Genomic DNA, 26800 nt, shown 5'->3' with positions numbered 1-26800 from the left:
TCACATAATTATTATTGACATAGATAATTTAATCAAAGTAAAATACTCAATGTAAAGTATTTTTTGGAAGGTGATTTTTTTGACTCAACTCCTTGTATTAGGAGCATTAAATATGCGGCCAATGTCTGGTTATGATATACAAAACATGCTGCAAGAGAACGAAGCAGAAAGATGGTCGGGAGTACTCGTAGGATCTATTTATCACGCTTTAAAAAAACTTGAGCAGAATAATTTTATAGAAATAGATCGAATTGAACATAGTGGTAATCGCCAAAAGTCTATCTATAGAATTACTGAGCTAGGAAAAGAACATTTAAAAGACTTAGTATACAATTCAATTATCTCTTCAGATGTCCCCTACCCCCTATCCTTTTACGCAGGTTTATCATTTATTGAGCAATTAGACGTTGAGAGAGCAATTGAAGCATTAAGACATCAATTAACAATGCTTGAACGTGAACTTGTTATAGTCGAAAGTGGGATATCAATAAAAGAAAAACATTTATCAAATGGGCTTTCACCATTAATGTCAATTGTATCTAATAATATGGTGAATATTATTAAACAACAAATTAACTTCGTGAAAGATTTATTAACAAATTATAATTGCAATTAGTTTTGTTCCTCTATTAGGAGGAACAAAAAAATACATCAATACTCAATGTTGAGTATTGATTTTAAGGAGCGATCAATTATGAAGATAGATCATTTAGTAATGAATGTAACTCCTCATTACCAGCAAGAAAGTAGTGAAGTTCAAAATATAAGAAAAGCTGGTCTCCCTTATAACGTAAAGAAAGGTAAGGGAACAAAAGGATTTAGGGCAACTAACATTTGGATTGGGCAAGAGTATTTTGAATTGATAACAATAAGTAATAGTGACGGGGGCGGTTGGAAAAAAGAATGGGTCCATGCTTATAATACCGGACAACGGGGGCTAATTTGCCTAATGCTAGATGTAAATAATTTAGATGAAGTTGTTCAACGTTTACAAACTAAAGAAATTTCGATTTCCGATCCTGAAAAAATAAAAATTGAATTTTTCTTTAAATTGTTTTCAAAAACAATGCCTTGGCAAAATAGCTATTTGAATTTTTTTGAAAATGTCCCCCTTCAAATTGGATTTCAACAACTGGATAGTGAAAAAATCCGAAAAGGGTTTGAAAAATATATGGTCCCTAATTCTAGTGAGAATAATATATCTGGCATCACACAAATCCATATTTTCGGTAACTTTACACCTTCTGATTTTAAAATGCTAAGCATCGTTTTTGAAGAAACTATACTTACTGAAAATCAATTAACGGTACTTCTTGAAAACTGCCAAAAACTTATTTTTGAAACAAGTAAAGATTATTCAGTGCAAGTAACATTAAAAAGTGAAAATAACTTCTTTAATATGGGGACATGTATAATCGAAAACACATCAATCAACTCTGAATAACACTTTATATTTTTACCGTTATGGAAACGTTCACCACAAAAAGACTGCCTATTAATAGGGCAGTCTTTTCAAAAATTTTTGAAAAGAATGAAGTTAATTAGCCACGCATTTCGATTATATTGTCTAAAATAGGGTATATATATCCAGTTAGTAGCAAGAACAAACGTAATGATTCGTGCGAGTTACATTAATGCATCCACTTATTTACCTATAGTCATTTTTAAATATCTATTCATCTCATCCCGGTTCTATTAAATTTTTCGAAAATAAATAAAGAACCATATGTCAGTTCATTCAATTAAAAATTAAATTCCACCTCTTCTACTCGACCACTTACCATATCCTTAATTGCGATTTTATTTGCCGCAACTTCATTTTCTCCTAGTACAATAACCTTCCCAACATTTTCGCGATTCGCCTTATCCATTGCCTTCGATAATTTTTTCCCTGATAGCTCTACTTCAACACGTTGACCAGTTTTTCTTAAAGCAGTTGCTAGTTGCAAAGCTTGTTTTAATGTGTTCATCGGAATAATAAAGACATCAATTTCGCGTGGATTTTGTTCGATTTGGTTTGCTAATTCAAACGCTGTATAAATAACATCTAAGCCAAATGAAATGCCCACTGTAGCAAATGACGCATCTTTGCCAATCAGTCCACCAATAGCATTATCATAACGTCCACCACTGCCAATGCTCGATTTAATAGCACCATCTTTTAAGAAAATTTCATAAATCGTTCCTGTATAAATTTCTAAGCCTCGCGCTAAAAACGGATTAAACAGGCATGATCTTTCAATTTTCAGTGCTTGTAAAAAATCCATAAGTTCACGAACTTCTGTTACCCCTTGTGCAATAAAATCATTTTGCAAACTGTAATTTTCAAAATATGAAAGCGTAGGATTAGCATCTAAAAAAGACTCAATTTTTTTCAGTGCTGCAGGTGTAAGTGCTAATTCAGTCAACTCTTTAACTAGAGTAGCTCGGTCAATTTTCTCCTTTTTATCTAATATTAAAATGACACGATTCATCGCCGTTTCAGGCACTTCAAACATTTGCAGTAAGCCGAACAAAAGCTTGCGGTTATTATACTGGATTTGAACCGACACCTGTAATTTTTCAAATGCATCGACTGCCATCATCATGAGCTCTGCTTCAGCTGCTTGTGACGCTACACCAACAATGTCTACATCACATTGCGTAAATTCTCGGAAACGCCCTGCTTTAATTGGTCCATCTCGGAAAACTTTACCGATTTCATAGCGCTTAAATGGCATTGCCAAATTTGGGTTCATCGCAACTACTTTGGCAAATGGAATGGTTAAATCATAGCGCAAAGCTATGTCACGTTCGCCGCGATCCGTTAGTGTATACATTTCCTGTAAAATTTCTGCACCACCCGCATATTTTGATGCCATTAGCTCCGTATAGTTAAGCATTGGTGTTTCTAATGGTTTACAGCCATATAAGATAAATGTATCTTCTAGTGTACGGCGAATTTTACGGCGCACAACCTCCTGCTCAGGTAAAAAATCTTGTGTTCCTCTTACATTTTGATAATCCATTTTCTTCATTTTCGTTCGCTCCCTTCGATTTTTGGCAAATAAAAAAATCGTATCTATATAAAGCTCCAAGTGGCTTTATGTATACGATTTCACGACGAAAAGTCTTCCTATTCGATATTAAAAAATTTAATAAAGATAGCAAGACTTTTATTTATGATGATGTTTAATAGTAAATAATTGCGACAAGTTCAATTGCATACAACATTCTCCTTTCAATTAACTACAGACTATACAGCAAAAAAATTATTGATGCAACGAAAATTACAAAAAATTCACAATTTATCGAAACGTTATTAATCGTTTATCCGTATAATTATTATCGACTAAGGGGGCGACGATTATGTTACTTGCATTTTATAGTGGACTCATCGTATTTGTACTACTGTTTTTAATTGTGCTATTTGTTTGGATTAAAACCTTACAATTAAAGAATCAAAATAAGGCGCCTATTATAATGCTTGGAGTGCTAATGGTATTTACACTTGTTGTTGCTAGTATTTATACCACGGACTTTTTTTATTTACAAACAGAGCAAACGAAGTCAACTGCCGGTGATTGTACGCTCGAGTTTGTTAGTGGTGGCGGCAATAGCATTGATACAACAGAAGTGATGATCGCTAACAAAACATACTCTATTAAATCTGAGCACTTCAAAGATATTGCTAATGGAAATTATTATTGCGAAATCACTTATTTGCCGGTAACGAAAATTGTGACAGAAATTTCGATTCAAAAATAAGCCATGCGTAGGAATCATTCGCTACGCATGGCTTTATTTATAATTTTCCAATATAAGCGACACTATTATTTGGGACTTCAAGTACCCCATTTACGACAAATTGATTATATAAATTTGTTAACTCTTGCAAATAATCCTCAAATAGTTCGTCCCCTTGTTTCAATGAATACGATGCGGATAAACTGCGTGCAATAAAGTCATCCTTTGAATAATATAGATGATTTGAAAAGCTTTTTACAAAGAAATCACCATCAAAAAACGCTGAAATTTGCTCGTCGTTTCTTTTAATACCTCCGCTAAATCCTGTAAAGTTCGAACAATACTTTTGAAATATCCGATACGTCTCTTGATTAACTGGTGACGCTTCATCACGCATATTCCAAATTAATATAACTAGACCATTTGGTTTTAGAATGCGCGTACATTCTTGTTTAAATTTTTCTATATCAAACCAATGAAATGCTTGTGCAACAGTAATAGCATCTACTGAATGATCCGCTAATGATGTAGCTTCATCTGTTCCATTCAGTATTATCAAGGTGTCAAAATACTGAAACCGTTCAGTCAATACAGCGCGCATGTCGTTGTTTGGTTCTACGGCAAATACCGTATTGCCCATTTGCAAAATTTGCTCTGTGAATTTACCAGTACCTGCCCCGATATCAGCAACTATAGAATGTGGTGTTAAATAACCATTTTTATATAGATCATCTATTAATTCAGGTGCATACGAGGGACGACCTTGATTATAATGTTGTGCTTTTCCAGTAAACTTATCTATATACTTCATAGTATTGTATTTCCTCCTACTTACTTAACATTATGTTTGAATAATCTTTAACAGTTCTTTAAATGCTTTTTTTGCCTCTGGTACCGGAAATACTGGGAATACGTGATTCATTTTACTATATTCAAAATATTGGAGTGGCACGTGTTCTTGTTGCGCTTTTTCACGTAGCATATGTGCATCCACCAATAAAAGCTCCCCTGTTCCAACGAAAAGTGTGAGTTTCCCAATATCTTGTATATCCCCATTTAATGGGCTGACCTTGTAATTTTTTATTCCAACATCCTTTGCCCACAATCGACCCAGCTCTTGTGCCCCTTGAATCCCTAACATCGGATCTATCTTTTCAAGTTGTTTATAGCGAGGGTCCACTCCTGTCACATCTAACCACGGCGAATTCAGGATAATATGCTCAGGCTGCCGCTTGTTTAACAACTTTACATCTTGTGCAAAACCTAGTGCTAATCCACCTCCTGCTGAATCTCCCATAAAAATAAATGGGGCATCATAATGTTCTAACAGTCGCTCATATAAAGCATAAATCGCCTCATAGCATTCAAGTACTGTATGTCGAGGAAGCTTTGGATAAATCGGTACTACAATTGTATAATCTGTAGCTTTGGCAAGTTTTATTAAATAACGCCAATGAAAGCTTAGTGGATCATTAATATAAGCGCCTCCATGAAAATAATAAATCACCTTTTTCGGTTTGCGCTGTTCGTTAATTGTATAATATCGCATTCCGCTGATTTCATTTTTCAAAATGTCTTTCTTCACTCGAAAAGACTCATCTAATTGGTATGGTAACTCGTTATATTTACTTGCTATAAAATCATCCAATAATTTGGGATTTTGAAACTTTTTTTTCGATCCGCGCATAATTAAATACCATTTAAACGCTACACTTTGCCAGCTACGCATTGTCGACACCTCATTCGAGTTTATTTGTAGTGCATTTCTCCAAAATTACTTGTCTTTCAACATATGCATCTCGTGCGCTTTGTATAATTCATGTAGGTGTAGCTTTTTTTGTTCAATAATTAATTACGCTTGCTGTAGTGTCACCTGTTTTCACTTTTTAACGAACAACACTATAATTCCAGCGAGTATACAAGTGCCTATCGAAAGAAAAACAAGCCACTCTGCTTGCAACTATGTACTCTTCATTCAATTTGCTATAATTATACAATAAATACAAATTTCAGGAGTAACGGAGGTGAATTCATTTGTTTGTTAATTCTGTTTTTTGGATGAGCCTACTGATCAATCTCACCATTATTTCGCTTTTGACGTTTGGCTTAAAAAAGTATTATCGAAACAAGCCAAAAGTTGACAAAGGGTTTAAATTTTCTTATTTCGGCTTATCTTATCGTCGAAATTTTTTTGCGCACGATTTATTCGATACCGTTTTTTCTATTGCTTATTGTATTTATGTATTTTTTATTAGGGTTGAGTCCCCTATTTATCGGTTACGTTATTTTTGTTGTGTTTCTTTTCATCGTGCAGGGTAGCTACAATTATGCGAAATGGCAGGAAGAAAAAAAATCAGTATAGCATCGGCACATCGTTTGAATGGTAGCCTTTTTCAATTTGATTGATTCAACTAACATTCTGCTTTTTCTAGAATCAGTGTCAATTGAAAATTAGAAGAATGAATATCAAGAACGAATCGTTTTAGGAAAAATCCTCGTTAAATAATAAATCTATGCTAAAATAACAAATAGCTATCATAACGCAAATAGAAATTCTCACAATAGAACTGCACTTTTGCGTGCATTTATAAAGAGTCAGTTGTCCGACTTTAAAGTCTAGCTTTACTTTTAACATACGAACACTTATACTCATATTCATAACTAGATATTGTGTTAATTTATCGAGGTACTACTAAATGTAGTTTAATAGGGAAGTTTGGTGCAAAACCAACGCTGTCCCCGCAACTGTAAATGCTGACTGAAGACGTAAACCACTGTGTCAATTCACGGGAAGGTGTCGGAGGAATGACGCAAAGCCAGGAGACCTGCCACGCTAAATTCACGTACATTTCTTCGGGGAATAGGAAATGGAGACGAAAACTCTATTTTTGTTTCCATTTCAAGCTATCCTTTAATCGGATAGCTTTTTTCTTTGCCCAAATGTTTTAGCACAATAAATTTATCATTAGTGAGGGATACCTTTATGAAACTGTATACAAAAACAATTTGTCCAAAATGCCTATGGGTAAAATCAGAACTTGAAGCAGCCAATTTACAAGTAGAAGTGATTAATATTGATCATGACGAAAATGCGAAGCAAACAGTAGTGGATGCAGGCTTTTTAGCAGTACCTGTGTTAGAGGTAAATGGCGAATGGTTTGCGGAGCCTAGCTCAATTATGGACCGTATTGCCGAGCTTAGCGCATGATTGTTTATGCTTCACGCACTGGGAATGTTCAAAGCATTGTCGGAAAGCTTGGTTTACCTGCAATCGCAATTGAACAAGCGATATCCATAACAAAGCCTTTTTTACTGTTCACCTATACGGATGGGCTAGGCTCGGTTCCTCTAGTCGTGGAAAATTATATGCAGCAGAACCACACGCTTTGTAAAGGAATCATTGTCAGTGGCAATAGAAATTTTGGTCATTCGATGTTTGGCCGTGCCGGTGATTTACTAGCGAACTATTACCAGCTTCCATTAATCGCAAAGCTAGATTTACGTGGAACAACTGCTGAGTATGAGCAAATAAAGCAATTTTATAACTCAATTTGGAATGAGGCTAGATGATGAAACAATATTTAACTCTTAACAACGATATTCTCAACCGCTACCGTGCGACAGGCGAAATCGATTTACAAAAAGATAAGGATGCGACACGCCGTTACTTTTTAGAGGAAATCAATGTGCGTCTTCGCTATTTTATTGATATCGAAGAAAAAGTACGCTATTTAGTGGAAGAAGGCTACTACGAAAAGGAATTTATTGAACGTTATTCTATGGATTTCATTAAGCGCATGTACAAAAAGGCGTATGCTTATAAATTCCGCTTTCCATCATTTATGAGTGCGTCTAAATTTTATGATAGCTATGCGATGAAAAGCAGAGATGGCAAAGAAATATTAGAAAAATACGAGGATCGAATTGTTATTATTGCTCTATACCTTGCACAAGGTGATGAAGCATTAGCAGAAAGTGCAATAGAAGCAATTATGACTGCCTATCAGCCTGCTACCCCTACTGCACTAAACAGCGGAAAAAAAGCGCGTGGAGAACTGGTTTCATGCTTTAAATTAACGATGGATGATACGATGAACTCCATTGCTGAAAATATAGGCTATTGTTTAGAGTTATCTCGATTAGGTGGCGGTGTAGGTGTTAATTTAACCGACCTTCGTCCACTAGGTGACCCGATTAAAGGCATTTTAAACCGTGCAAGTGGTGTTATGCCAGTTGCAAAGCTGTTAGAAAACTCGTTTAGCTATTCCAATCAGCTTGGTCAACGTAACGGCTCTGGGGTTGTCTATTTGAATATTTTCCATGGTGATATTGAAAGCTTTGTTTCATCGAAAAAGCCAAATGCCGATGACAAAATTCGTTTAGCTACTCTATCTACCGGCATTATCATACCAGATATTTTCTTTGAACTTATGCGCCGTGATAAAGACATCGTTTTGTTTAGTTCATATGATATTTACAAAGAATATGGGAAACGCATGTCGGAAATTTCGATGACCGAGATGTATTACGAGCTTTTGGATAATCCAAATATCCGCAAGCTAAAACGCATCAATGCACGTAAATTATATACCGAAGTGAAAAAAGCACAATTTGAATCAGGATACCCGTTTGAAATAATGGATGATAATGTAAATAACACTCACCCATTGAAAAATATCGGTCGCGTAAAAATGTCGAATTTATGCACTGAAATTCTTCAGTATCAGCAAACTAGCGTGATTACCGATCAAAATCAGCCAAATGAATATGGTCTAGATGTGTCATGTAACCTAGGCTCTATTGATATTCATGAAGCGACAAAGGTACAAAGCTTTGAACAACTAGTACAAACTGCGATGCGCTTATTAACTAACGTATCTACGATGACCGACATCATTAATGTTCCTTCCGTATCAAAAGCTAATAAGGTGATGCACTCGGTTGGACTAGGTGTTATGAACTTACATGGTCATTTAGTAAGTAGTGGCATTCGTTATGGCTCAAAGGAATCAATCGCCTTTATTGACGCCTTTATGGAAGCATTGAATTATTTTTCAATAAAAGCTTCTATGGAATTAGCAAAAGAGAAAAAAGAAACGTTTTATCGTTATGAGGATAGTGATTATGCGTCAGGTACTTTCTTTGAAAAGTATATTACAAAAGAAATAACGGAGCTTGACCAAATCGTTCAACACGCATTAGGTTCAACGCCAATCATTACTAACGAAATGTGGCAGCAGTTAAAAGTAGATGTTCAAACATACGGGCTTTTCCATAGCTACCGTTTAGCGATCGCGCCTACGGGATCCATTTCCTACATCCGTTCATGTACAGCGTCAATTTCACCCGTAACAGAGCGCGTGGAGGTTCGTGACTACGCAGACAGCAGAACAATTTATCCGATGCCGTTTTTAACGAATGATAACAAGGATCTTTATACAGAAGCCTATGACGTCAATCCTTACGAGCTTATTGATTTATACGCAGCCGCTCAGCAGCATGTCGATCAAGGTATCTCGATGACATTATATGTAACCGATCAATGGAATACTGAACAGCTCGCAAAAGTTTATATTTATGCATGGATGAAGGGTATTAAATCGGTATATTATGTTCGTCAACGTCTACTGACAATTGAGGAGTGTGTCGCATGTCAAATTTAACTTACAAAGCAGTCAACTGGAACAAACCCACAAGTGAGCTTGCACGTATTTTCTGGGATCAGCAATGGAAACAAATTTGGTTCCCGGAAGAAATTGCTGTCAGTAAGGATGTAAAGCAATGGAAGGAATTCGAGCATCAGGATACGTATAAAAAAGTCTTCGGTGGTCTTACACTTCTCGATACAGTACAAACGAATATCGGAATGAACGAAATCGCCAAATTCACCCCTGATTTACAGGAAAAGGCCGTTCTAACTGTATTTGGCGCATTTGAAGCGATTCATGCAAAATCGTATTCATATATTTTTACAACACTTTGTACGAATACCGAAATCGATGAAATTTTTGAATGGGTTCAAAAAAATGAATTCCTTCAATATAAAGCGAATCGCATTGGCGACGTTTATAAAGCAATACAAGAAGATGACCCTGAAAGCCTATGGAAAGCAATGTATGCCTCTGTCATGCTAGAAAGCTTCCTATTTTATTCAGGCTTCTTCTACCCGCTTTACTTAGGTGGACAAGGAACACTACGTAACTCTGCAGAAGTGATTTCACTTATATTACGCGACGAGAGCATTCACGGAGTTGCAGTAGGCTTTTTTGCACAAAACATTTTCAAAGCGTTTTCTGAAGACAAAAAACAAGAATTAACGCTATGGGGCTATGAATTTTTACTCGATTTATATCAAAATGAAATGAAATATACAGAAGACCTTTACGCCGAAACAGGTCTATCCCCAGAAGTGAAAAAATACGTGCGCTACAATGCCAACAAAGCGCTGATGAACCTAGGATTTGAAACCATGTTCCCAGAAGAAGAAGTGAATCCCGTTGTTATGAACGGAATTACGAATACTGGCTCAACGTATGATTTCTTCAGTCAAAAAGGCGCTACATATGCAGTTGCAAAAGTAGCACCGATTACCGATGACACATTTAAATTTTAAAAAGAAGCTACTGTTCACAATTGTGGACAGTAGCTTCTTCCATTAATGATGGTGATGATGTTCATAACCATGCTCTTCTGCATATTTTCTAAAGTTTTCTAAATCTTGCATTCCTGTAGATGTGCCATCAAGCGCTTGCTGCATACGCTCTAAAAGTACGATTTTTAACTTTGGATGATAGCCAAAATAACCAGCAAGTTCAATTGTTATATCAGGGTATTGTGAAGTAAACTGCGTAGCCATTTTATGCATTCGCTCCATTAAAATCCCCGTAAATAGGAAGTATGGCAGCATAATAATCTTTTTCGCGCCTAATTTGACACAACGTTCAATCCCTTGTTCAACGGTTGGCGTTGTCACCCCCATAAAGGCACTTTCAACAATTGGTACATTATGCTTTTCCCATAACAAACGTGAAATTTTATAAAAATCACCGTTAGCGTACGGATCACTTCCACCTCGTGCAATTAATAAAATTGCAGTATCATCATGCTTTTCATCTGGATTGAACCCAATTTCCATTAAGCGAGACGTTAAAATTTCAAAGATTTCTTCATGAATACCGATGGTTTGTCCATAAGTAAAGCGAATATCTGGAAAATGCTCTTTCGCATGCTCAATTTCGGCTGGAATATGCATTTTCGAATGCCCTGCATGCAATAAAATAATTGGAATGACATGCACTTCATCTGCCCCTTGTTCGATACAATGATGAATGCCATCTTCAATATTTGGTGATGCAAACTCTAAAAAGCACGTTTCGACGAGTAGTGATGCATCAATCATCGGTCTCATTTGCTGTATAAATTGACGTACTTCTTCGTTGCCTGCTTCTAATCTACTACCATGTCCTACGAATAAAATTGCTTTTTTCACAGTACCCTTCTCTTTTCTATATTTTTCGATACCTTTAATGCGATTGTCTGGTCGTTTTCGTTCACCGTCTTGCATTGTATAAATAACCGCTTGTTCTTCAACATTTTCATGAACAATGGCACGCGCTGTTTGTTCAGCCTGAACGGAATACCAAGTACCTTTTGGATAATCGATTACTACACATTTATCCTTACAGCGACCGTTACAGCGTGTTCGTGATGTATGAATATTCTCATCCAATCTGGATTTACGAATTTCATCGCGAATTTGCTGGGTTACTTCTTCTGCTCCCGCACCCATGCAAGTTGCGCCATTACAAATAAGCAGATGACGCTGCATGTTTGTTAAGTTCCAAGTTGTCATCATATCCTCCTAGTTTTACTGGCTCCCAGCTAATAATGGCCGCATAAAATGTATGGCGGTACTCAATTTTACCTTGAATTTCTTTAATAAATGGCACTAGTGATGCCTTCACATGCGCTATATCAAATTGAGAATCTAATATCTTTTTACTCTGAGCAGCATATAAAGCTTCCTCATTTTCGTAGCGATATGTTCGCTCCAGCTTTAACATTTCACAATCTGCGTAAATACCAAGCTGATACAGCATATTCACGATTTGAATATAATCACGACGTGGGTATTTAATTTTGTAACCATATTTTTGATGAAGCACTTCATAATGCGGTTGAATCGGCCCTGTTGTAAGACCAATAATCGCACGCTTTTTCGCGAGCGCATTCATTTTTAATAGCGTTTCGTTCATTTCATACATGCGATAATAGCAATTGACGCCTACAACAATATCATGTGGCTCAAGTATTGCATCTTCCCATTTTGCATGCACTAACTGAACACCTTCATCGTCTACGAAATACTGTTTCAAATAGTGGAGCACACTTTCTGAACCATCTACTAAAGTTAATTTTTCAACGTCTTCTTGCAGTGAAAACGTATAATTTCCCCAACCTGGTCCAATCTCGATACAGCTTGCCTTAGCTGGGATATGGCGCTTCATTTTTTCATAAATTTGTTTGGCATGGGCATCGGTTTGCTTATACGTTTTCTTTTGCATCGATTGCGCCCAAAATGCTTCTTCTAATTTATCATTGATCATTCGTTCAGGCATCATGCCATGCCAATCATGCATGCCCTCTTTCCATTGCTTTTCAAAATTTATCGTTAAAGGGGATTCTTTCATACAGTGAATCTCCTTTCATTAAGAAATCGTTAGCTTTTCTTTAAACCAAGCAATTTGGTCATGAAGCTGAACTACATCTCCAACTAAGATCATAGCTGGATTTTTAATTTGTTCCGCTACAATTTGTTCACTAATCGTAGCAAGCTGACCCGTAATTGTACGTTGACGCTCGGTTGTACCCCACTCGATTACAGCAACAGGCGTATGTGCTGCTTTCCCATGTGTAATCAATTTTTGTGCTATAAATTCAATATTACCCACACTCATATAAAAAGCGATTGTATCAATTTGTGCTAATGCACCCCAACGTAAAAAATCTTGTCCTTTATCCTCACGACCATGACCCGTGACAATCGCAAAGCTATTCGAAAAGTCACGATGTGTTACCGGAATACCTGCATAGGCAGGTGCTGCAATGCCCGCTGAGATACCAGGTACAATTTCAAAGGACACATCATGTTCCTTTAAAAAAAGGGCTTCCTCCGCTCCACGGCCAAATACGAAAGGATCGCCACCTTTTAAGCGAACTACTTGTTTTTTGTTTTTTGCATGATTAACCAATACTTCATTAATTTCTTGTTGAATCATTCCATGCTTTCCGGGTTCTTTACCGCAATAGATTAACTGCGCCTCTTTTTTTGCATGCTGTAAAATTAGCGGATTCACCAATCGATCATATAAAATCACATCTGCTAACTGGAGGCATTCCAACGCTCGAATTGTTAATAATTTGGGATCACCCGGACCAGCACCAACTATGTAAACAAAGCCACTCACATTCATTCACCTTCTAATAATTGTTGTATATAATTTTCACATTGCTCAAAATCTTGTTGTTGAATCCACTGTAAAACTTGCGGTTCTAAAAGTGCGGCTACAGCTCGTCGTTTTTGCTCGCCTTCAAATTTCTCCAAAATGGCCTGTCTACCATTCTTTAAAAATGACGTATATGCCTCATAACTATCATCAAACTGTTCACTTAATTGTTGTTTTACTTGTCGTGTAAATGCTGGACTTGCCCCAGAGGTGGAAACGGTTAATACAAAATCACCTCGACGTACAACGGCTGGGTTCATAAAATCCATACGCCCATTGTTATCTACCCTCATGAACAATTGCCAGTGCTGTGTTGCTTGCTCGATTTGATCATTGACCGTTTCCTCGTTAGTTGCAGCAAAAATTAATATCGCATCATCTAAATCTACCGGCTCAAACGTTTTATTGCGCCACTGAATTTTTCGAAGTTGTGAGTAATGCTGTAACGTTGCCGTAAGCATTGGACTGACAACGATAATATTAGCCTTCGTCACAAGTAGTGCCTCTACTTTTTGTGTTGCAACATGTCCACCACCAACAACGACTACTTTTTTATAATCGAGATTCAGCATAATTGGAAAATAACTCATCTTGTGTCCTCCAACGTTATCTTTCTTATTTACGAACAATCATGCACGATAAATAGTTCAACTCTGTACCACGTAAATTTTCAACATCCCATATCACTTCTTCATCCGAAGTCACTTTCGTAACGACATGTGTGTTTTTTAATAAGTTCATTTCCTCCAACAAATCAAGCATTTGATCTAGTACTTTTGCGATTTTAATAAATACAATACCATCATGAGTTTCTAATACATTCCGCATTTCTTCTTTATTATCTGTTGCTGGAATCATCGCCACATGATCATCCCCATCAGCTAACGGAATATGAAGGCGATTAGCTGTTCCATTAAACGAAGAAATGCCTGCAACCGATTGCATTGGCACGTCTGGATGTTGTTCTTTCATTAATTTCATCAAATGAATATACGTACTAAATAACATGGGGTCTCCTTCAGTTACAAAGGCTACATCCTTACCTTCCTGTAAATGGGAGTATATTTGCTCGACGGATTTTTTCCACTCTTGCTGTAACGTTTCTTGGTCCTTCGTCATTGGAAAAACGAGACCAAGCATTGTTTTTTTTTGTGGATCCACATATAAATCAATTATTTTTTGAGCATATGATTTACTGCCGCGCATTTTTTTCGGATATGCAATTACTGGGCATTCCTTTAATTTACGAAAAGCTTTTATAGTAATTAATTCCGGATCTCCAGGACCAACGCCCACACCATATAATGTTCCAACTGTCATTGTCTTTTTCCCCTTTTAAAAGAATCGTACAAACACAAAAAAGCCTATTTCCGGCAAGTGCTAGAAATAGGCATGGACATCCTAAAAAAGTATAAGGAAATACAAGTAATGTATTTGTCGCCGTCCTTCTCCCACCGAAAAGTCGTGTTTCAATAATAAAGCAGGTTTCCTGGCTCAAGCGTCATTTTACTATCACATCTTCCCATCATTTTGACAGTGATTAGTTGTGATTTCATCAGCTATTACAGTAGCGGGGGCTGCATTAGATTTTTACTAATTTCCCTTTTACCTCTTAAAAAAAGAGCACTTTATTACTTGTACTATGAAATTAACGTAACTCTATCATGTTACCACACTTTTGACAATATAAATTTACGAACAATTTATACAATTCAGAAGAAAAAACAGAATATAATAGAAAGCTATGCTCATAAGTGACAGATAATTTTACATTATTTTCAGAAAATGACCTTGCATTTTTGAAGTATTAAAAAAATTAATGATGACAAATGAAATAACGAATGATACTATTTCCTCACATGGTGAAAATTGAATGATTTTTGGTGCTTTTACAAGCTTAATAGGGAAACCGGTGTAAGTCCGGTACTGTCCCGCAACTGTAACTTGGAGTATTACATATCACGTCACTGCATTTTTTGTGGGAAGACATGTAATACGTCGAAAAGAAGTCAGGAGACCTGCCAAAAATAAAGTTATTCAAACCTACGAGGATAGGTGCGTGAAACAAGCAAAATCGCTTGCTTTTTTGTGATGCACTTTTACTCTCAAAAGTGTATTTTTTTATGCACTTTTTTCATCAAATAAGAAAAAAGGAGTAAAAACATGAAGCAATACTTACCAAAACTTGCTTACTTCGGTATCGTTTTATTATTTATGCCAAAGCAGGCATATGCCATGCACATTATGGAAGGATTTTTACCAATTGGTTGGGCAATTTTCTGGTTTGCACTATGCTTACCATTCCTTGTTAAAGGACTAAAAGTGATCCGCCTCGTCGTGAAAGAAAATCCAGAAAGTAAATTATTACTTGCCCTATCAGGGGCCTTTACATTCGTCTTATCTGCATTAAAAATCCCATCAGTAACCGGGAGCTGTTCTCACCCTACTGGCGTTGGCTTAGGTTCAATTTTATTTGGACCTTTTGTTATGAGCGTTTTAGGATCAATCGTCCTATTATTCCAATCGCTATTACTTGCACATGGTGGCATAACGACTTTAGGCGCTAATATTTTCTCGATGGCAATCGTTGGTCCATTTATTGCCGTAGGTGTTTATAAGCTCGCAACAAAATGGGACCTTTCATTTAGCGTCGCAGTATTTTTCGCGGCCATGCTTGGTGATTTAGGCACATATGTTATGACATCTGTTCAATTAGCATTAGCGTTCCCTTCAGAAGTTGGTGGCATTTTAGGTTCATTCCAAAAATTTGCAAGCATCTTTGCGTTAACACAAATTCCATTAGCTATTAGTGAAGGATTATTAACCGTAATGATTATGAACTTTTTACAAAAATATAATATGAAAGAATTAATTCAACTACGTATTTTAAAGGCTAAGGAGAGCTAACATGTTTAAGAAGAATCTACTATTACTATTAGGCGTCGTGATCTTAGCGATTTTACCAATATTATTTTTACAGGATGCAGAATTTGGGGGTGCTGATGGTGAGGCTGAAGAAGCGATTACAGAAATCGCTGCAGACTATGAGCCTTGGTTTAGCGCTATTTGGGAGCCTCCAAGTGGTGAAATCGAAAGCTTATTATTCGTTTTACAAGGTGTTATTGGTGCACTAATTATCGGCTATTTCATCGGTTATATGCGCGGAAAGCATACAAAAGATCATGCTGAACATTGATTTTCTAGCGAGCCATAATGCGATTCACAAGGTTGCCGCTAGTCAAAAAATAACGTTTAGTGTCATTTCATTATCACTTGTAACATTATTACGAAATAATATTTTATCGGTTTGGACACTACTCTTCATGAGTAGTGTCATTATCTTTTATGCCAAAATTCCTTGGAAAACATATGTAACATTACTTATCGCGCCAATTGGTTTTGTTTTTGCAGGTATGATTGCGATCGTGTTGTCCATTTCATTTGCACAACCTATACCAATTTCCGCATTATGGCATAGCACACTTCTTGGCATGCAGCTGTTTATATTGCCGAATGATTTACTTCGTGCTATCACGATATTTTTTACCTCGATTAGCGCAACAAGTTGCTTGTATTTTTTAATTTTAACAACACCGATGTATGAAATTAGCCCAGTACTTGCTAGATTAAAAGTACCAACGATTATCATTGAATTAATTGAGTTAATGTATCGTTTTATATTTTTACTTTTACAAACAGTTGCGCAGCTTTATACTGCGCAGGATGCTCGGCTAGGCTATCGAACATATCGAATAAGCTTTCAATCTTTAAGCTTTCTCATTAGCGCTCTGTTTCGTTCGATATTTTTCCGTCATCAGGCGATGACCTATGCGATGACGGCACGAAATATTGAACAATTTATTATTCCACAGCAATTTTTGAGCGAAAAAGCATGGGATCAAAAACTGACTATTATTGCAGGTGGATTTTTGATCGTTACATTTGTATTAATCGTTTAAGGAGATTTTAGTTATGACAGAAAGCTATTTTACGTTTGAGCATGTATCATTTCAATATAGTGATGGTACACAGGCATTACATGATTTATCATTAACGATTCCAATGGGAAAAAAAGTAGCGATATTAGGTGAAAATGGTTCAGGTAAATCAACATTTTTCAAATTGCTCATGGGGCTAGAAAAACCTAGTAGTGGTAAAATTCAATTTTTAAACGAACCGTTACATTATTCTAAAAAACAATTAATTAAGTTACGGGAGCATGTAGGCTTTATCTTTCAAGAAGCAGACAATCAATTATTTGCCTCTACCGTTAAGCATGATATTTTATATGGTCCGATTAATTTAAAATGGCCACATGAAAAAATTGAACAACATGTTGATACCGCCATACAATTAACTGAATTAGAGGACTTAACCGAAAGACCGATTCATTTTTTAAGTGGTGGACAAAAAAAACGTGTGACCATTGCAGGTGTTTATGCAATGGATCCAAAACTTTATATTTTAGATGAACCGACGAGCAGTTTAGATTACTATTTTTCAAATCAGCTTACAGCATATCTGGATGAATTAGATACAGAAAATCGAACATTTTTATACTCGACACATCAGGTCAATTTAATATATGGGTGGGCCGATCATTTTATTGTCTTTCATAAAGGACAATTATTGTATTCAGGTCAAAAGGATGCACTTTTCTCGAATGATGCACTACTAAAAAAAGCGCATATCGAAAAACCGTGGCTCGTAAAATGCTATGAATCAATGTTACGTGAAGGGCTCATTCATCCCCAGCAGCAACTTCCCCGTTCGATGGATGAATTAATGCAACTGATGAAATGTCACACATTTACTCCCCTTTAGTTTGGAGGCAGACTATGAAAAACGACTTATTACAACCTATTGAAGCACAAGAACTCGTTTTATCAATTGAAGAAAATGTTTATGAGGATTACGAAACATGCTTTATTCAATATGTAACAGCATCACTAATAATTGAACTAAACTGATAATAATAACAATAAAAAAGCATCCCTTCAATTTGAAGAGATGCTTTTTCATTACACTTGTTGAACATTTTGCATAAAACGTGGATGTGCCCACAACTCACGCCATTTCATGAATGATGCAATTACTCATTAGTAAGTTGCTTTTTTGTTTACAACAAATGATAACGCTTACAATTCCGTAGTACTCTTATAAAGAAAAGGTGAAACACATCATGTCAAGCATTCAAATAGTTGCCAATCGTGGCTTAAAGAAGCAAGTCATAATGCCAACACATATGGCTATCCGATTATGATAAAAGCCGCACTTGGTGGTCATTCGTCTTATTGAAAGTGCTAATCATAGGGCTACTTAGGGCAGCCACATGGTGGATTCCCTAAAGAATTGCAACATATTATATTAAAAAATCGTCAATCTATAATGGTACGACCAGGTGAACTATTACCAGAAGTAGATTTATCACTAATTCAGCAAATGCTAGAGTATAAAAATCCGCAACGGAAATTTACGAAAATAGATTGTATAGCTTATCCGCTGTATGACAAAGTATTTGTAGAGTATGTTCAAACAAATGAGCAATTTGGAAACATTTCTGTGTTAGATACCCCTTCTTTTATTTACGGCTTAAAACTTGGTGAAGAAATTGAAGTTGAAATTGAGAGAGGGAAAACGCTCATTATTAAATTAATTTCAATTGGTGAAGCACAGCATAAAGGTCTGTTCAAGCTCCTAAAGATGGCATCATTAAAGACATATATGTACAAGCGGGCTCAGCCCTATCAACTGGCGATTTATTAATCAAATTCGAATAGATGAAACTTACCCGAAAAGGAACACAGCTTAGTTTGTGTTCCTTTTTCCATCGTTTTTGTTGAACTAGAACTATTCAATACTAAATCTTCTCAAAATTTGAATTTTTATTGACGAAACGATATTTATTGTTTACACTAATTATAGTTTACTAATATAACTTTATATGAATCGTGTAAGTTATGGTGCTTATGAGAATAAGCTTAAAAGGGAAGAACGGTGTGATTCCGTCGCTGTCCCGCAACTGTATAATCTGAGTTTTTTACAAATGCCACTGGGTTAAACCTGGGAAGGTGTAAAAAATGTTGATGATAAGCCAGGAGACCTGCCAGAACCTAGTACACACCAATGCTCACGTGGAAATGAGTGGTGAAAATTATCGTACGTCAAACGAATTTAAATGCCTTGTTTATCAAGCTTATTTGAATTGACATTTACCGACCATCTTCCATCTTTTTGCGAAGATGGTCTTTTTTAGTGCTTGTCGGATGTCGATTTGTCTTAACTCTCCCCTATAAAGTTAACAAATCGGCATCTTGGAATTACTAAGATTTTCCCAAACAAGTAGTAGCTTCGTGCTAAAGCTCCTACTGCGTAATGGTTAGTCATTCATGAAACACATTTCTTACATTGCCGAACATAGATTTTCGTGTTTTACAGATGATTAACCATTATTGCAAAATAATAAGGTTATTAAACTGGATAATTTTTTATTACAACTCATTCCCTGTTAGTGTAATCAGTTTCTAAATAGCTTGAAAATTACGTTTACCTAGGAGGAAAATAAAATGATTGAAACTTACATTGCTCTTTTAAAAGAGCAAATTATGCAAAATACATTAGGTAACACGGCAAAAACCTTAAACGAAATTGCCGAATCATTAAAACTGCAAAATACGGATCACAGTCAAGAAATTTCAGAGGCTTTGCAACTTGTAAGCTTTGAACTTTCAGGTGAACCATTATTAGAAAAATAAACTGTACACTATTTGTGTGTAATGGTGACATTCATTTTGAACCGAGCTGTTTTTTTTGATGGAAACGAGATTATATTCTGAAAATCAAGATTATCTTGAAAAAAACCGAGATTATTTCATAAACTGGTCGCTTTTATCTACATTAGCACTCCAACTCAAAACGAGCCCCTAAATAAGAGGCTCGTTTTCATGTCATATTTGAGTTTCTCCCTATTTAAAAAAATAGAAATCCTGCTATCCCTTTATTACGTCTAAAATACTGATAAAGAAGCTCATTGTTATTGATTTATCCAATCATATGCCTCGTAAGCAGCACTCGTCAGCATATATCCCCATAAATTCTCAATCGAATCATTACGTAACGCGCAAAATAAACAGGCTAACGCTACCCCATGTGAGACCACTGCAATGTTCTCATAGGTTGAGGCAAGCAGCTGCTCATGAACATGCAGCATACGTTTTGTAACTGTCGAAAAGGATTCCTGTGATTGTGCCCTAAAATACTGCGGTGTTTCCTGATAGCATTGATAGTGCGAATCGTGTTGTAATTGTTCAATCCATTGCCCCTGCCAGTTTCCTAGATAAATTTCACGAAGCTCGGCTCTTTGATGGATTGTATCATTAGGAAACATATAGTTCGCTGTAGCAACCGCACGTTGTAGATCACTACAATAAACAACATCAGGTTTCCACATAATTTGCTTCGCTAGTAAAACCCCATGCTGGGTTAACGGCGAATCAAGCCACCCCTGTAATCTCCCTTGTTTATTCCACTCGGTTTCACTATGGCGATAATAACGAATTGTTTTTGACATAATCATCAATCTCTTTCTTAGCTTGCTCCCACATATTTTCTGTTTTTACTGCTATACGGAACCACTCCCCATGTAAGCCCTCATAGTTTTTTGTATGACGCAGCACTATACCGCGCACTAATAAATAACTAAAAAAGTGCTGTGTATTAAAAGTTGCTGGTAATTTAAAGAGCAAATAATTAGCTGCACTATTTGTATATATACAGTCTATAGAATGAAAATAATGCTTCATCTTTTTTAGTAAGTTCGCACTGTAATCCCTAGATTCCACAATAAATTTTTGTTGCTCTAGACAAATACAACCTAGATCAATTGCTATATTACTTACACTCCAATGCGGTAAATGGGGGCGTAATTTTTCAACTTTTTGTCCTAGCATATAGCCTAAACGAACTCCTGCCATTGCAAACATTTTCGTCATCGAACGTATAACGATGATATTTACATATTGCTTAATTAGTGTAATTACGGACTGTGCTTCATCTGTCCAATCGATAAATGCTTCATCAACGATAAATATGCACTGTCGATGCCGCTTGACTAATGCTTCAATCCACTCACGATCAAGCAACACACCTGTTGGATTATTCGGATTACAAATATAACAGGCCTGCGCATTTTGTAATCGGTTATGTAAATCATTCATATCAAATTTATAGCATTCCAAGTCATTTGCCACGATTGATTGAATCTGACAATTATGCTGCTGCAATGTTCGCTTATACTCTGAAAATGATGGCTCTAAAACAACCACATTTTGTCCCTTAAAATACTGTGCGAGCACCATTAACCCCTCCGCTGCACCATTTGTCACAAGCACTTGCTGAGACTGTACGACATGTGATTTTGCAACAAGTGAACGAAATGGTTCTGCTTGCTCATGTGGATAAGCCGATACCTTTTCGATCAGCTTAGGCCATGCTTGTATGATTGCAGCTGGTATTCCTAAAGCATTGACGTTTTCACTCAAATCAATTACTTGCTGTGGCATTGTTATTCTCATCGCTTCATATAACGTGCTTGCATTAGCTCCATGTGCTGGCAATTGCATAGAAAATCCCTCCCAATAGTAAACATCCGTATGTACAACGCCGCATTTGTTTAAGCGCTTCTAAAATATGTTGCTTGCCCATGACAAACAACGGCTCGCCCATATACGCTCGAAATGATTCTAGTTGTCCGTAACGATTATAGCCACCTAAACGAATCCCAAGCTGGTAGGCCGTTGCAGCTTCTAAATATCCACTGTTCGGACTTGGATGCTTTTTCGCATCAACAAGCCATCGCTTAAAGCGCTCACAAAACCTTTTTGACGAATAATTTTTCGTTATAAAAAGTAGCATAAAACCTGATATACGACTCGGCAAAAAATTGGCAACATCATCTAATTTCGCGGCAAAATAACCAAAATCCTCATATCGCTCATTTTTATAGCCAATCATCGAATCCAGTGTATTAATCGCTTTATAGCACCATGCTCCCGTAGAACCAAATAATAATGCATAAAACAAAGGTGCCGTAATGCCATCACTCGTATTTTCCGATACCGTTTCAATAACACCTCGCACAATTTCAGGCTCATCTAAATGCGCTGTATCGCGTCCAACAATCCAGCTTAAATAGTGGCGGGCATCCTGTATGTCACCGCGCTGCAAGGCATCATACACAAGCATTGCTGCCTCCCATAACGACTTTTGTGCAAGCGCAAGACTAATAAAAGCAACCTCTACAAAAAGCCAGAGCGCGATATGAATTTTCATCGCTAACACCACAACGGAAAACACAGCGACTGTTATAGTCACTACTACGATTACAACAGTCAATAATCCTTTTACCTTACGAAATTTTGTATGATTCCACTTTCGCTCAAAAAATGAAATCATGTTGCCAATATAAACGACCGGATGCTTCCATTTCTTTGGATCCCCTAGCATTTGATCGCTGATAATGGCTAACAGACAAGCTAAAAATAACAACATAACCTCACCTCGTAAAACTTCAAATACCGGTATACAAAATGCGTACACCGGTTCGATTTAATCATTCATTAAGCTAATAATTCATATATTTTTTCCATATTTAAATGTTTGCGTACATGCGTATCTAACATTTCATATGCCTGTTCTCGTCGTTCAAAGTCTGATAATACTGCCTCTGAAATCGGCTCAAGCCCTTTGTTCTCACGAATTTCATTAAAATAGCTGCGCGTAAATTCTCGATTTTGGAAAATACCGTGCACATATGTACCAATCACTTTTTCTGTGTATACACCATCTGTGCGCCCATCCTCAAATTCGATAAATGGCTGTACCGCTGACAGCATTTCGCTACGCCCTAAATGGATTTCATAGCCACTAACCTTATGGCCTGTACACGTAATGCCATGTACTTGAATTGTTTGCTTTTCATCTATAAATGTCGTTTCAATAGGTAAAAGGCCGAGTGCGACATATGTCCCACCACTGCCCTCAATCGCCTGCTCATCACGTAATGTTTCACCAAGCATTTGATAGCCACCACAAATTCCAACGATGCGAATATTCGTGTGCTGAAGCTGCAAAATCCCTTGCATAAGCCCGGTTTGCTGTAACCATAAAAAATCTTCTACGGTATTTTTTGTACCGGGGATAATCAAAACATCTGGCTTTTTCAAGTCTTTTAATGAAGAAACAAAACGCACACCAACCCCCGGCTCTTCGAATAATGGATCTAAGTCAGTAAAATTGGAAATACGAGGCAAATGAATAACCGCTACATCAATAGCAAATTCACTTGCTAATGGCTTTTTCAAGCGCAAGCTCGACAAAGCCATTGAATCTTCAGCTTCGATTTGCACATCAATATATGGAATCACCCCAAGTACCGGAATACCTGTATAGTCCTCTAGCCAATCAATACCGCTCGTTAATAATTCCTTCATGCCACGGAATTTATTTATAATAATTCCTTTTACTCGCGCTCGCTCAGATTCATCTAACAACATGAGTGTACCAACAAGTGACGCAAAAACACCACCGCGCTCGATATCTGCGACTAAAATAACGGCTGCATCTGTTTCATGAGCCATACGCATATTAGCAATATCGCGGCTCTTCAAATTTATTTCTGCAGGGCTCCCAGCACCTTCTAATACAAGCACATCATAATCTTTCGACAAACGCTCTAACGATGAGCGCACCTCTGGCATCACTTGTTCCACAAAATTTTCACGATAGCTCATCGCATCCATATTGGCAAAATGCTTGCCGTGTAAAACAACCTCTGACACCATGTCCCCTTTTGGTTTGAGCAATATAGGGTTCATATCCGTTGTCGCCTCAATTTTAGCTGCCTCTGCTTGTACACCTTGTGCGCGGCCAATTTCACCGCCATCTTTTGTAATATATGAATTGAGCGCCATGTTCTGTGATTTAAATGGAGCGACACGGTAGCCATCATTCGCAAAAATGCGACAAAGTGCGGTACAAAGCACACTTTTTCCAACATCTGAAGCGGTACCTTGAATCATTATTGCACGCACTAGAATTCAAGTCCCTTCATTGCTGTGACGTCCTGTTCTTTGTAGTAATGTTTTGTAGGCTCAATCGTTGACACAAGATCAGCCATTTCAAGTAATGTAGGATGTGCTGAGCGTCCGGTAACAACTACATGCATTTTCGTTGGTCGATTTTGAATTGCCTCTAGCACTTCTTCTAGCGGTAACACATCGTCAATTGGAAACTTTGTAATCGCAAGTGCATTATTCAATTCATCTAATACAAGCACATCTGTTGTTTCGTCCTGCAACTCGTTTATGACAATCGCCCATGCATTTTTTAATGCTTCACGGTGTTCTTCTGGTGTTTTTGTCCACGTAAACCCAATACCTAGCTGTACCGTTTCGACACCTAATTTTCTTAAGGCGATTTGCTCGCCATATGTACGGTCAGGAGATTTAATAAACTGAAAATATTTCACGTTCATGCCACGACCAATTGCGCGGAGTGTCACGCCTAACGAAGCTGTTGTTTTGCCTTTTCCATCCCCTGTATAAACAAGTAACATCCCTTTTCGTGCCATCGTAATGCCCCCTATAGCCAAGTTGTTTTTTCTGAAAATGTTGTACGTTTTTTCTCAGTTGTAATTGGCTCTTCTGGATAACCAATACAAAGTGTCCCGATTAAACGTTCACTTTCTGTTGCCCCAATAAATTTGTGCAGCGCTGTGTCATGCACTAACCCAACACCGCGCGTACGCCAAACCATGCCTAAATCTAAACTTTCTGCCATAAGCCACATTGACATGATGGCACTGCTCACAGCAAATGTATTGTCGATTGTTGCCCCTTCATCGCCCTCAACAATGGCAGATGTGACAACAATAATGAGCGGTGTATTTGTCACTGCCTTCATCGAACTTTCTACTAAATTTGGTTTTGTTGGGAAACGCTCCTGTAAATAATCTAAGGCCACTTGTTCAAAACGTTTTAAGCTATCCCCTTGTAGCACATAAAAATGCCAAGGCTCACGCATACGGTCGTTCGGTGCATACGTTGCAGCCTCTAACAAGCTTTCAATTTTCTCACGCTCTACCGGCTGTGGTAAAAAATTGCGAATCGCGCGTCGTTTTTTTAATGTCTCTAACATTTATTCAACCTCATTTCTAATTGATTTTTCACAGGCAGTTAGCCAATTTTTCACAAGCTGTGGATTTGATGCGAAATGGAAATGTGTATAGCCTGCCACTAAGTTTTCCTGTAAATAACCTTCCTGCTGTGCGCGGAATCGCCCTTTACTAAAATACGCTGGTGACTCATGCGTGCCTTCATATACTGAATAATGAAATTCATGCCCCTTAGCCTGTTCATGCTGTGAAATAAGGAAATTACCCGCAACACCAGTAATTTCACGATAACCAAGTGCCGCTAATTTCGTTTGCATTTTAACACTACCTGGAATCATACCGACCATCGGAAAACTTTGGCCATCGCGATTTTGAATGCTTTCAGTTAAATACATAAAGCCTCCGCACTCCGCTAATGTCGGTACACCACGCTTAATCGTTTCTTTAACAGAATATAGCGTCTCTTTGTTTGTCGCAAGTTCACTAGCAAATTCTTCTGGGAAGCCACCACCAATATACAAACCTTGCGCAACTTTTGGTACAACTTCATTAGCAAGTGGTGAGAAGAAATGAAGTACCGCGCCATTTGCTCTCAGTAATTCAAAATTTTCTTCATAATAAAAGTTGAAGGCTGCATCTTTTGCGACGGCGATATGCACCGGCTTTACATTTTCTGCCGCTTCAAAAATCGTTGAACTTTGTTGTAATACTTCCGCTTTCGTGACCTCTAACAGTAAATCTAAATTGATATTCTCCTCAATTGCTGCTGCTAATTCATCGAAGTAGCCATCCAATTCACCACGCTCAATGGCTGGCACTAGCCCTAAATGCCGACTCGGTAACGTAGGCACAGCACCTTTAGGCAAATAGCCGAGCACCGGTACATTACACTCTTGTTCAATCGCAGCTTTTACGATTTCGTAATGACTTTTACTGCCTAACTGATTAGCAATAATACCGACAATATTGGCGTTTTCATCTAGCAATTGAAAACCTTTAACAATTGCCGCAACTGAGCGTGCCATACTTGCCGCATTGACAATTAAAATAACCGGGCTTTTTGTAATTTCACTAATATGTGCGGCTGAGCCTTCATTTGATAACGGTGATTTTCCATCATAAAAGCCCATCACTCCTTCAATAATTGCCACATTAACATCCGCACTATTTTTTGCGACAATCGATTGTACAACCTCTTCAGTCATCATAAAACTATCAATATTACGAGAAATGCGCTTTGTTACGGCTGTATGATAGGTCGGATCAATATAATCTGGCCCACATTTAAAGCCTTGAACAGTTAAACCACGATTCAATAATGCACGCATGATTCCAATTGTGAATGTCGTTTTTCCAACGCCACTTCCTGTTCCTGCAAGTACAAAACGATTCATAT

Annotated in this window: 28 protein-coding genes, 1 pseudogene and 4 riboswitches; of the genes and pseudogenes, 14 read left to right on the top strand and 15 right to left on the bottom strand. The window is 37.2% G+C overall.

The annotated features are described in order from the left end of the window. Positions 1-70 precede the first annotated feature (70 nt). Together LZ480_RS08710 and LZ480_RS08705 are read left to right on the top strand one after the other, a co-directional pair. A complete protein-coding gene (locus LZ480_RS08710) occupies positions 71-616 on the top strand; it encodes a PadR family transcriptional regulator (protein WP_332844026.1) in 546 nt (181 codons plus the stop codon). Positions 617-694: 78 nt separating this feature from the next. After that, the gene (locus LZ480_RS08705; RefSeq protein ID WP_241369018.1) at positions 695-1444 is read left to right on the top strand and encodes a transporter; all 750 of its coding nucleotides are present in this window, start codon (positions 695-697) and stop codon (positions 1442-1444) included. A gap of 298 nt (positions 1445-1742) precedes the next feature. Here LZ480_RS08705 and LZ480_RS08700 read toward each other — a convergent pair whose 3' ends face one another. Next, on the bottom strand, positions 1743-3017 hold the full coding sequence (locus LZ480_RS08700) for a histidine--tRNA ligase (RefSeq protein ID WP_305037316.1): 1275 nt from the start codon (positions 3015-3017) through the stop codon (positions 1743-1745). Positions 3018-3348: 331 nt separating this feature from the next. On the opposite strand from LZ480_RS08700, the gene LZ480_RS08695 reads away from it, so the two are divergent. Next, complete coding sequence (locus LZ480_RS08695) at positions 3349-3747, top strand: cobalamin biosynthesis protein CobN (RefSeq protein ID WP_241369017.1); 399 nt, start codon at positions 3349-3351, stop codon at positions 3745-3747. Between the two features lie 37 nt (positions 3748-3784). Here the strand turns inward: LZ480_RS08695 and LZ480_RS08690 are convergent, their stop codons facing one another. Together LZ480_RS08690 and LZ480_RS08685 are read right to left on the bottom strand one after the other, a co-directional pair. Continuing rightward, positions 3785-4537, bottom strand: a complete 753-nt coding sequence (locus tag LZ480_RS08690) for a class I SAM-dependent methyltransferase (RefSeq protein ID WP_241369016.1) — start codon at positions 4535-4537, stop codon at positions 3785-3787. Positions 4538-4567: 30 nt separating this feature from the next. Next, on the bottom strand, positions 4568-5455 hold the full coding sequence (locus LZ480_RS08685; protein WP_241369015.1) for an alpha/beta hydrolase: 888 nt from the start codon (positions 5453-5455) through the stop codon (positions 4568-4570). A gap of 938 nt (positions 5456-6393) precedes the next feature. Further along, positions 6394-6573: riboswitch (cobalamin riboswitch) on the top strand. Positions 6574-6709: 136 nt separating this feature from the next. On the opposite strand from LZ480_RS08685, the gene LZ480_RS08680 reads away from it, so the two are divergent. Genes LZ480_RS08680 through nrdF form a run of 4 tightly spaced genes read left to right on the top strand, consistent with a single transcriptional unit; the run spans position 6710 to position 10339 of the window. Beyond that, positions 6710-6934 (top strand): glutaredoxin family protein, encoded by a 225-nt coding sequence (locus LZ480_RS08680; RefSeq protein WP_241369014.1) that lies wholly within the window; start codon positions 6710-6712, stop codon positions 6932-6934. After that, positions 6931-7296 carry a class Ib ribonucleoside-diphosphate reductase assembly flavoprotein NrdI gene (nrdI, locus tag LZ480_RS08675; protein ID WP_241369013.1) on the top strand — a complete coding sequence of 122 codons (366 nt, stop codon included), beginning with the start codon at positions 6931-6933 and terminating at the stop codon, positions 7294-7296. Before LZ480_RS08680 ends, nrdI begins: the two co-directional genes overlap by 4 nt. Continuing rightward, the gene (gene nrdE / locus LZ480_RS08670; protein WP_241369012.1) at positions 7296-9389 is read left to right on the top strand and encodes a class 1b ribonucleoside-diphosphate reductase subunit alpha; all 2094 of its coding nucleotides are present in this window, start codon (positions 7296-7298) and stop codon (positions 9387-9389) included. Before nrdI ends, nrdE begins: the two co-directional genes overlap by 1 nt. Continuing rightward, the gene (gene nrdF / locus LZ480_RS08665) at positions 9377-10339 is read left to right on the top strand and encodes a class 1b ribonucleoside-diphosphate reductase subunit beta (protein ID WP_241369011.1); all 963 of its coding nucleotides are present in this window, start codon (positions 9377-9379) and stop codon (positions 10337-10339) included. Before nrdE ends, nrdF begins: the two co-directional genes overlap by 13 nt. Before the next feature lie 42 nt (positions 10340-10381). Here the strand turns inward: nrdF and LZ480_RS08660 are convergent, their stop codons facing one another. Genes LZ480_RS08660 through cobI form a run of 5 tightly spaced genes read right to left on the bottom strand, consistent with a single transcriptional unit; the run spans position 10382 to position 14552 of the window. Beyond that, positions 10382-11578, bottom strand: a complete 1197-nt coding sequence (locus LZ480_RS08660; RefSeq protein WP_241369010.1) for a CbiX/SirB N-terminal domain-containing protein — start codon at positions 11576-11578, stop codon at positions 10382-10384. Next, positions 11529-12416: a class I SAM-dependent methyltransferase gene (locus LZ480_RS08655; protein WP_241369009.1), complete on the bottom strand. Its 888-nt coding sequence runs from the start codon at positions 12414-12416 to the stop codon at positions 11529-11531. Before LZ480_RS08655 ends, LZ480_RS08660 begins: the two co-directional genes overlap by 50 nt. A gap of 18 nt (positions 12417-12434) precedes the next feature. After that, the gene (cobA, locus tag LZ480_RS08650; protein WP_241369008.1) at positions 12435-13199 is read right to left on the bottom strand and encodes a uroporphyrinogen-III C-methyltransferase; all 765 of its coding nucleotides are present in this window, start codon (positions 13197-13199) and stop codon (positions 12435-12437) included. After that, on the bottom strand, positions 13196-13822 hold the full coding sequence (locus LZ480_RS08645) for a precorrin-2 dehydrogenase/sirohydrochlorin ferrochelatase family protein (protein ID WP_241369007.1): 627 nt from the start codon (positions 13820-13822) through the stop codon (positions 13196-13198). The genes cobA and LZ480_RS08645 overlap by 4 nt, the downstream gene beginning before the upstream one ends. A gap of 25 nt (positions 13823-13847) precedes the next feature. Continuing rightward, positions 13848-14552 (bottom strand): precorrin-2 C(20)-methyltransferase, encoded by a 705-nt coding sequence (gene cobI, locus LZ480_RS08640; RefSeq protein ID WP_241369006.1) that lies wholly within the window; start codon positions 14550-14552, stop codon positions 13848-13850. Positions 14553-14694: 142 nt separating this feature from the next. Beyond that, positions 14695-14878: riboswitch (cobalamin riboswitch) on the bottom strand. Positions 14879-15096: 218 nt separating this feature from the next. Next, a riboswitch (cobalamin riboswitch) is annotated at positions 15097-15272 on the top strand. 123 nt (positions 15273-15395) lie between these two features. On the opposite strand from cobI, the gene LZ480_RS08635 reads away from it, so the two are divergent. The 7 genes and pseudogenes from LZ480_RS08635 (at position 15396) to LZ480_RS08605 (ending at position 19987) form a co-directional block, all read left to right on the top strand. Next, positions 15396-16139 (top strand): energy-coupling factor ABC transporter permease, encoded by a 744-nt coding sequence (locus LZ480_RS08635; RefSeq protein WP_241369005.1) that lies wholly within the window; start codon positions 15396-15398, stop codon positions 16137-16139. A 1-nt stretch (position 16140) separates the two neighbouring features. Next, complete coding sequence (locus LZ480_RS08630; protein WP_241369004.1) at positions 16141-16428, top strand: energy-coupling factor ABC transporter substrate-binding protein; 288 nt, start codon at positions 16141-16143, stop codon at positions 16426-16428. Continuing rightward, entirely contained in the window at positions 16415-17191 is a 777-nt protein-coding gene (gene cbiQ, locus LZ480_RS08625) for a cobalt ECF transporter T component CbiQ (RefSeq protein ID WP_241369003.1), read from the top strand. The genes LZ480_RS08630 and cbiQ overlap by 14 nt, the downstream gene beginning before the upstream one ends. 13 nt (positions 17192-17204) lie before the next feature. After that, on the top strand, positions 17205-18056 hold the full coding sequence (locus LZ480_RS08620; RefSeq protein ID WP_241369002.1) for an energy-coupling factor ABC transporter ATP-binding protein: 852 nt from the start codon (positions 17205-17207) through the stop codon (positions 18054-18056). Positions 18057-18070: 14 nt separating this feature from the next. Next, the gene (locus tag LZ480_RS19875) at positions 18071-18202 is read left to right on the top strand and encodes a hypothetical protein (protein ID WP_255731349.1); all 132 of its coding nucleotides are present in this window, start codon (positions 18071-18073) and stop codon (positions 18200-18202) included. Between the two features lie 343 nt (positions 18203-18545). Beyond that, positions 18546-19012: pseudogene (locus LZ480_RS08615) on the top strand (pyruvate carboxylase); the annotation flags it as partial. 164 nt (positions 19013-19176) lie between these two features. Continuing rightward, positions 19177-19357: riboswitch (cobalamin riboswitch) on the top strand. A 441-nt stretch (positions 19358-19798) separates the two neighbouring features. Continuing rightward, on the top strand, positions 19799-19987 hold the full coding sequence (locus LZ480_RS08605; RefSeq protein WP_241369001.1) for a hypothetical protein: 189 nt from the start codon (positions 19799-19801) through the stop codon (positions 19985-19987). A 278-nt stretch (positions 19988-20265) separates the two neighbouring features. Here the strand turns inward: LZ480_RS08605 and LZ480_RS08600 are convergent, their stop codons facing one another. The 7 genes from LZ480_RS08600 to LZ480_RS08570 all read right to left on the bottom strand — a co-directional run bounded on the left by LZ480_RS08600 (position 20266) and on the right by LZ480_RS08570 (position 26798). Next, on the bottom strand, positions 20266-20802 hold the full coding sequence (locus LZ480_RS08600) for a histidine phosphatase family protein (RefSeq protein ID WP_241369000.1): 537 nt from the start codon (positions 20800-20802) through the stop codon (positions 20266-20268). Further along, a complete protein-coding gene (locus LZ480_RS08595) occupies positions 20771-21853 on the bottom strand; it encodes a pyridoxal phosphate-dependent aminotransferase (protein ID WP_241368999.1) in 1083 nt (360 codons plus the stop codon). The genes LZ480_RS08600 and LZ480_RS08595 overlap by 32 nt, the downstream gene beginning before the upstream one ends. Next, positions 21828-22781, bottom strand: a complete 954-nt coding sequence (gene cbiB, locus LZ480_RS08590; protein ID WP_241368998.1) for an adenosylcobinamide-phosphate synthase CbiB — start codon at positions 22779-22781, stop codon at positions 21828-21830. The genes LZ480_RS08595 and cbiB overlap by 26 nt, the downstream gene beginning before the upstream one ends. A 68-nt stretch (positions 22782-22849) precedes the next feature. Continuing rightward, the gene (locus LZ480_RS08585; RefSeq protein WP_241368997.1) at positions 22850-24310 is read right to left on the bottom strand and encodes a cobyric acid synthase; all 1461 of its coding nucleotides are present in this window, start codon (positions 24308-24310) and stop codon (positions 22850-22852) included. Between the two features lie 11 nt (positions 24311-24321). Then, entirely contained in the window at positions 24322-24861 is a 540-nt protein-coding gene (locus LZ480_RS08580; RefSeq protein WP_241368996.1) for a cob(I)yrinic acid a,c-diamide adenosyltransferase, read from the bottom strand. Between the two features lie 11 nt (positions 24862-24872). Beyond that, positions 24873-25427: a nitroreductase family protein gene (locus tag LZ480_RS08575; protein ID WP_241368995.1), complete on the bottom strand. Its 555-nt coding sequence runs from the start codon at positions 25425-25427 to the stop codon at positions 24873-24875. Beyond that, the gene (locus LZ480_RS08570) at positions 25428-26798 is read right to left on the bottom strand and encodes a cobyrinate a,c-diamide synthase (protein ID WP_241368994.1); all 1371 of its coding nucleotides are present in this window, start codon (positions 26796-26798) and stop codon (positions 25428-25430) included. Positions 26799-26800: the final 2 nt, after the last annotated feature.

Origin of the sequence: Solibacillus palustris, from assembly GCF_022549215.1 — a bacterium.
Taxonomy (GTDB): Bacteria; Bacillota; Bacilli; order Bacillales_A; family Planococcaceae; genus Solibacillus; species Solibacillus daqui.
This window is presented reverse-complemented; position numbering and strand designations above follow the sequence as displayed.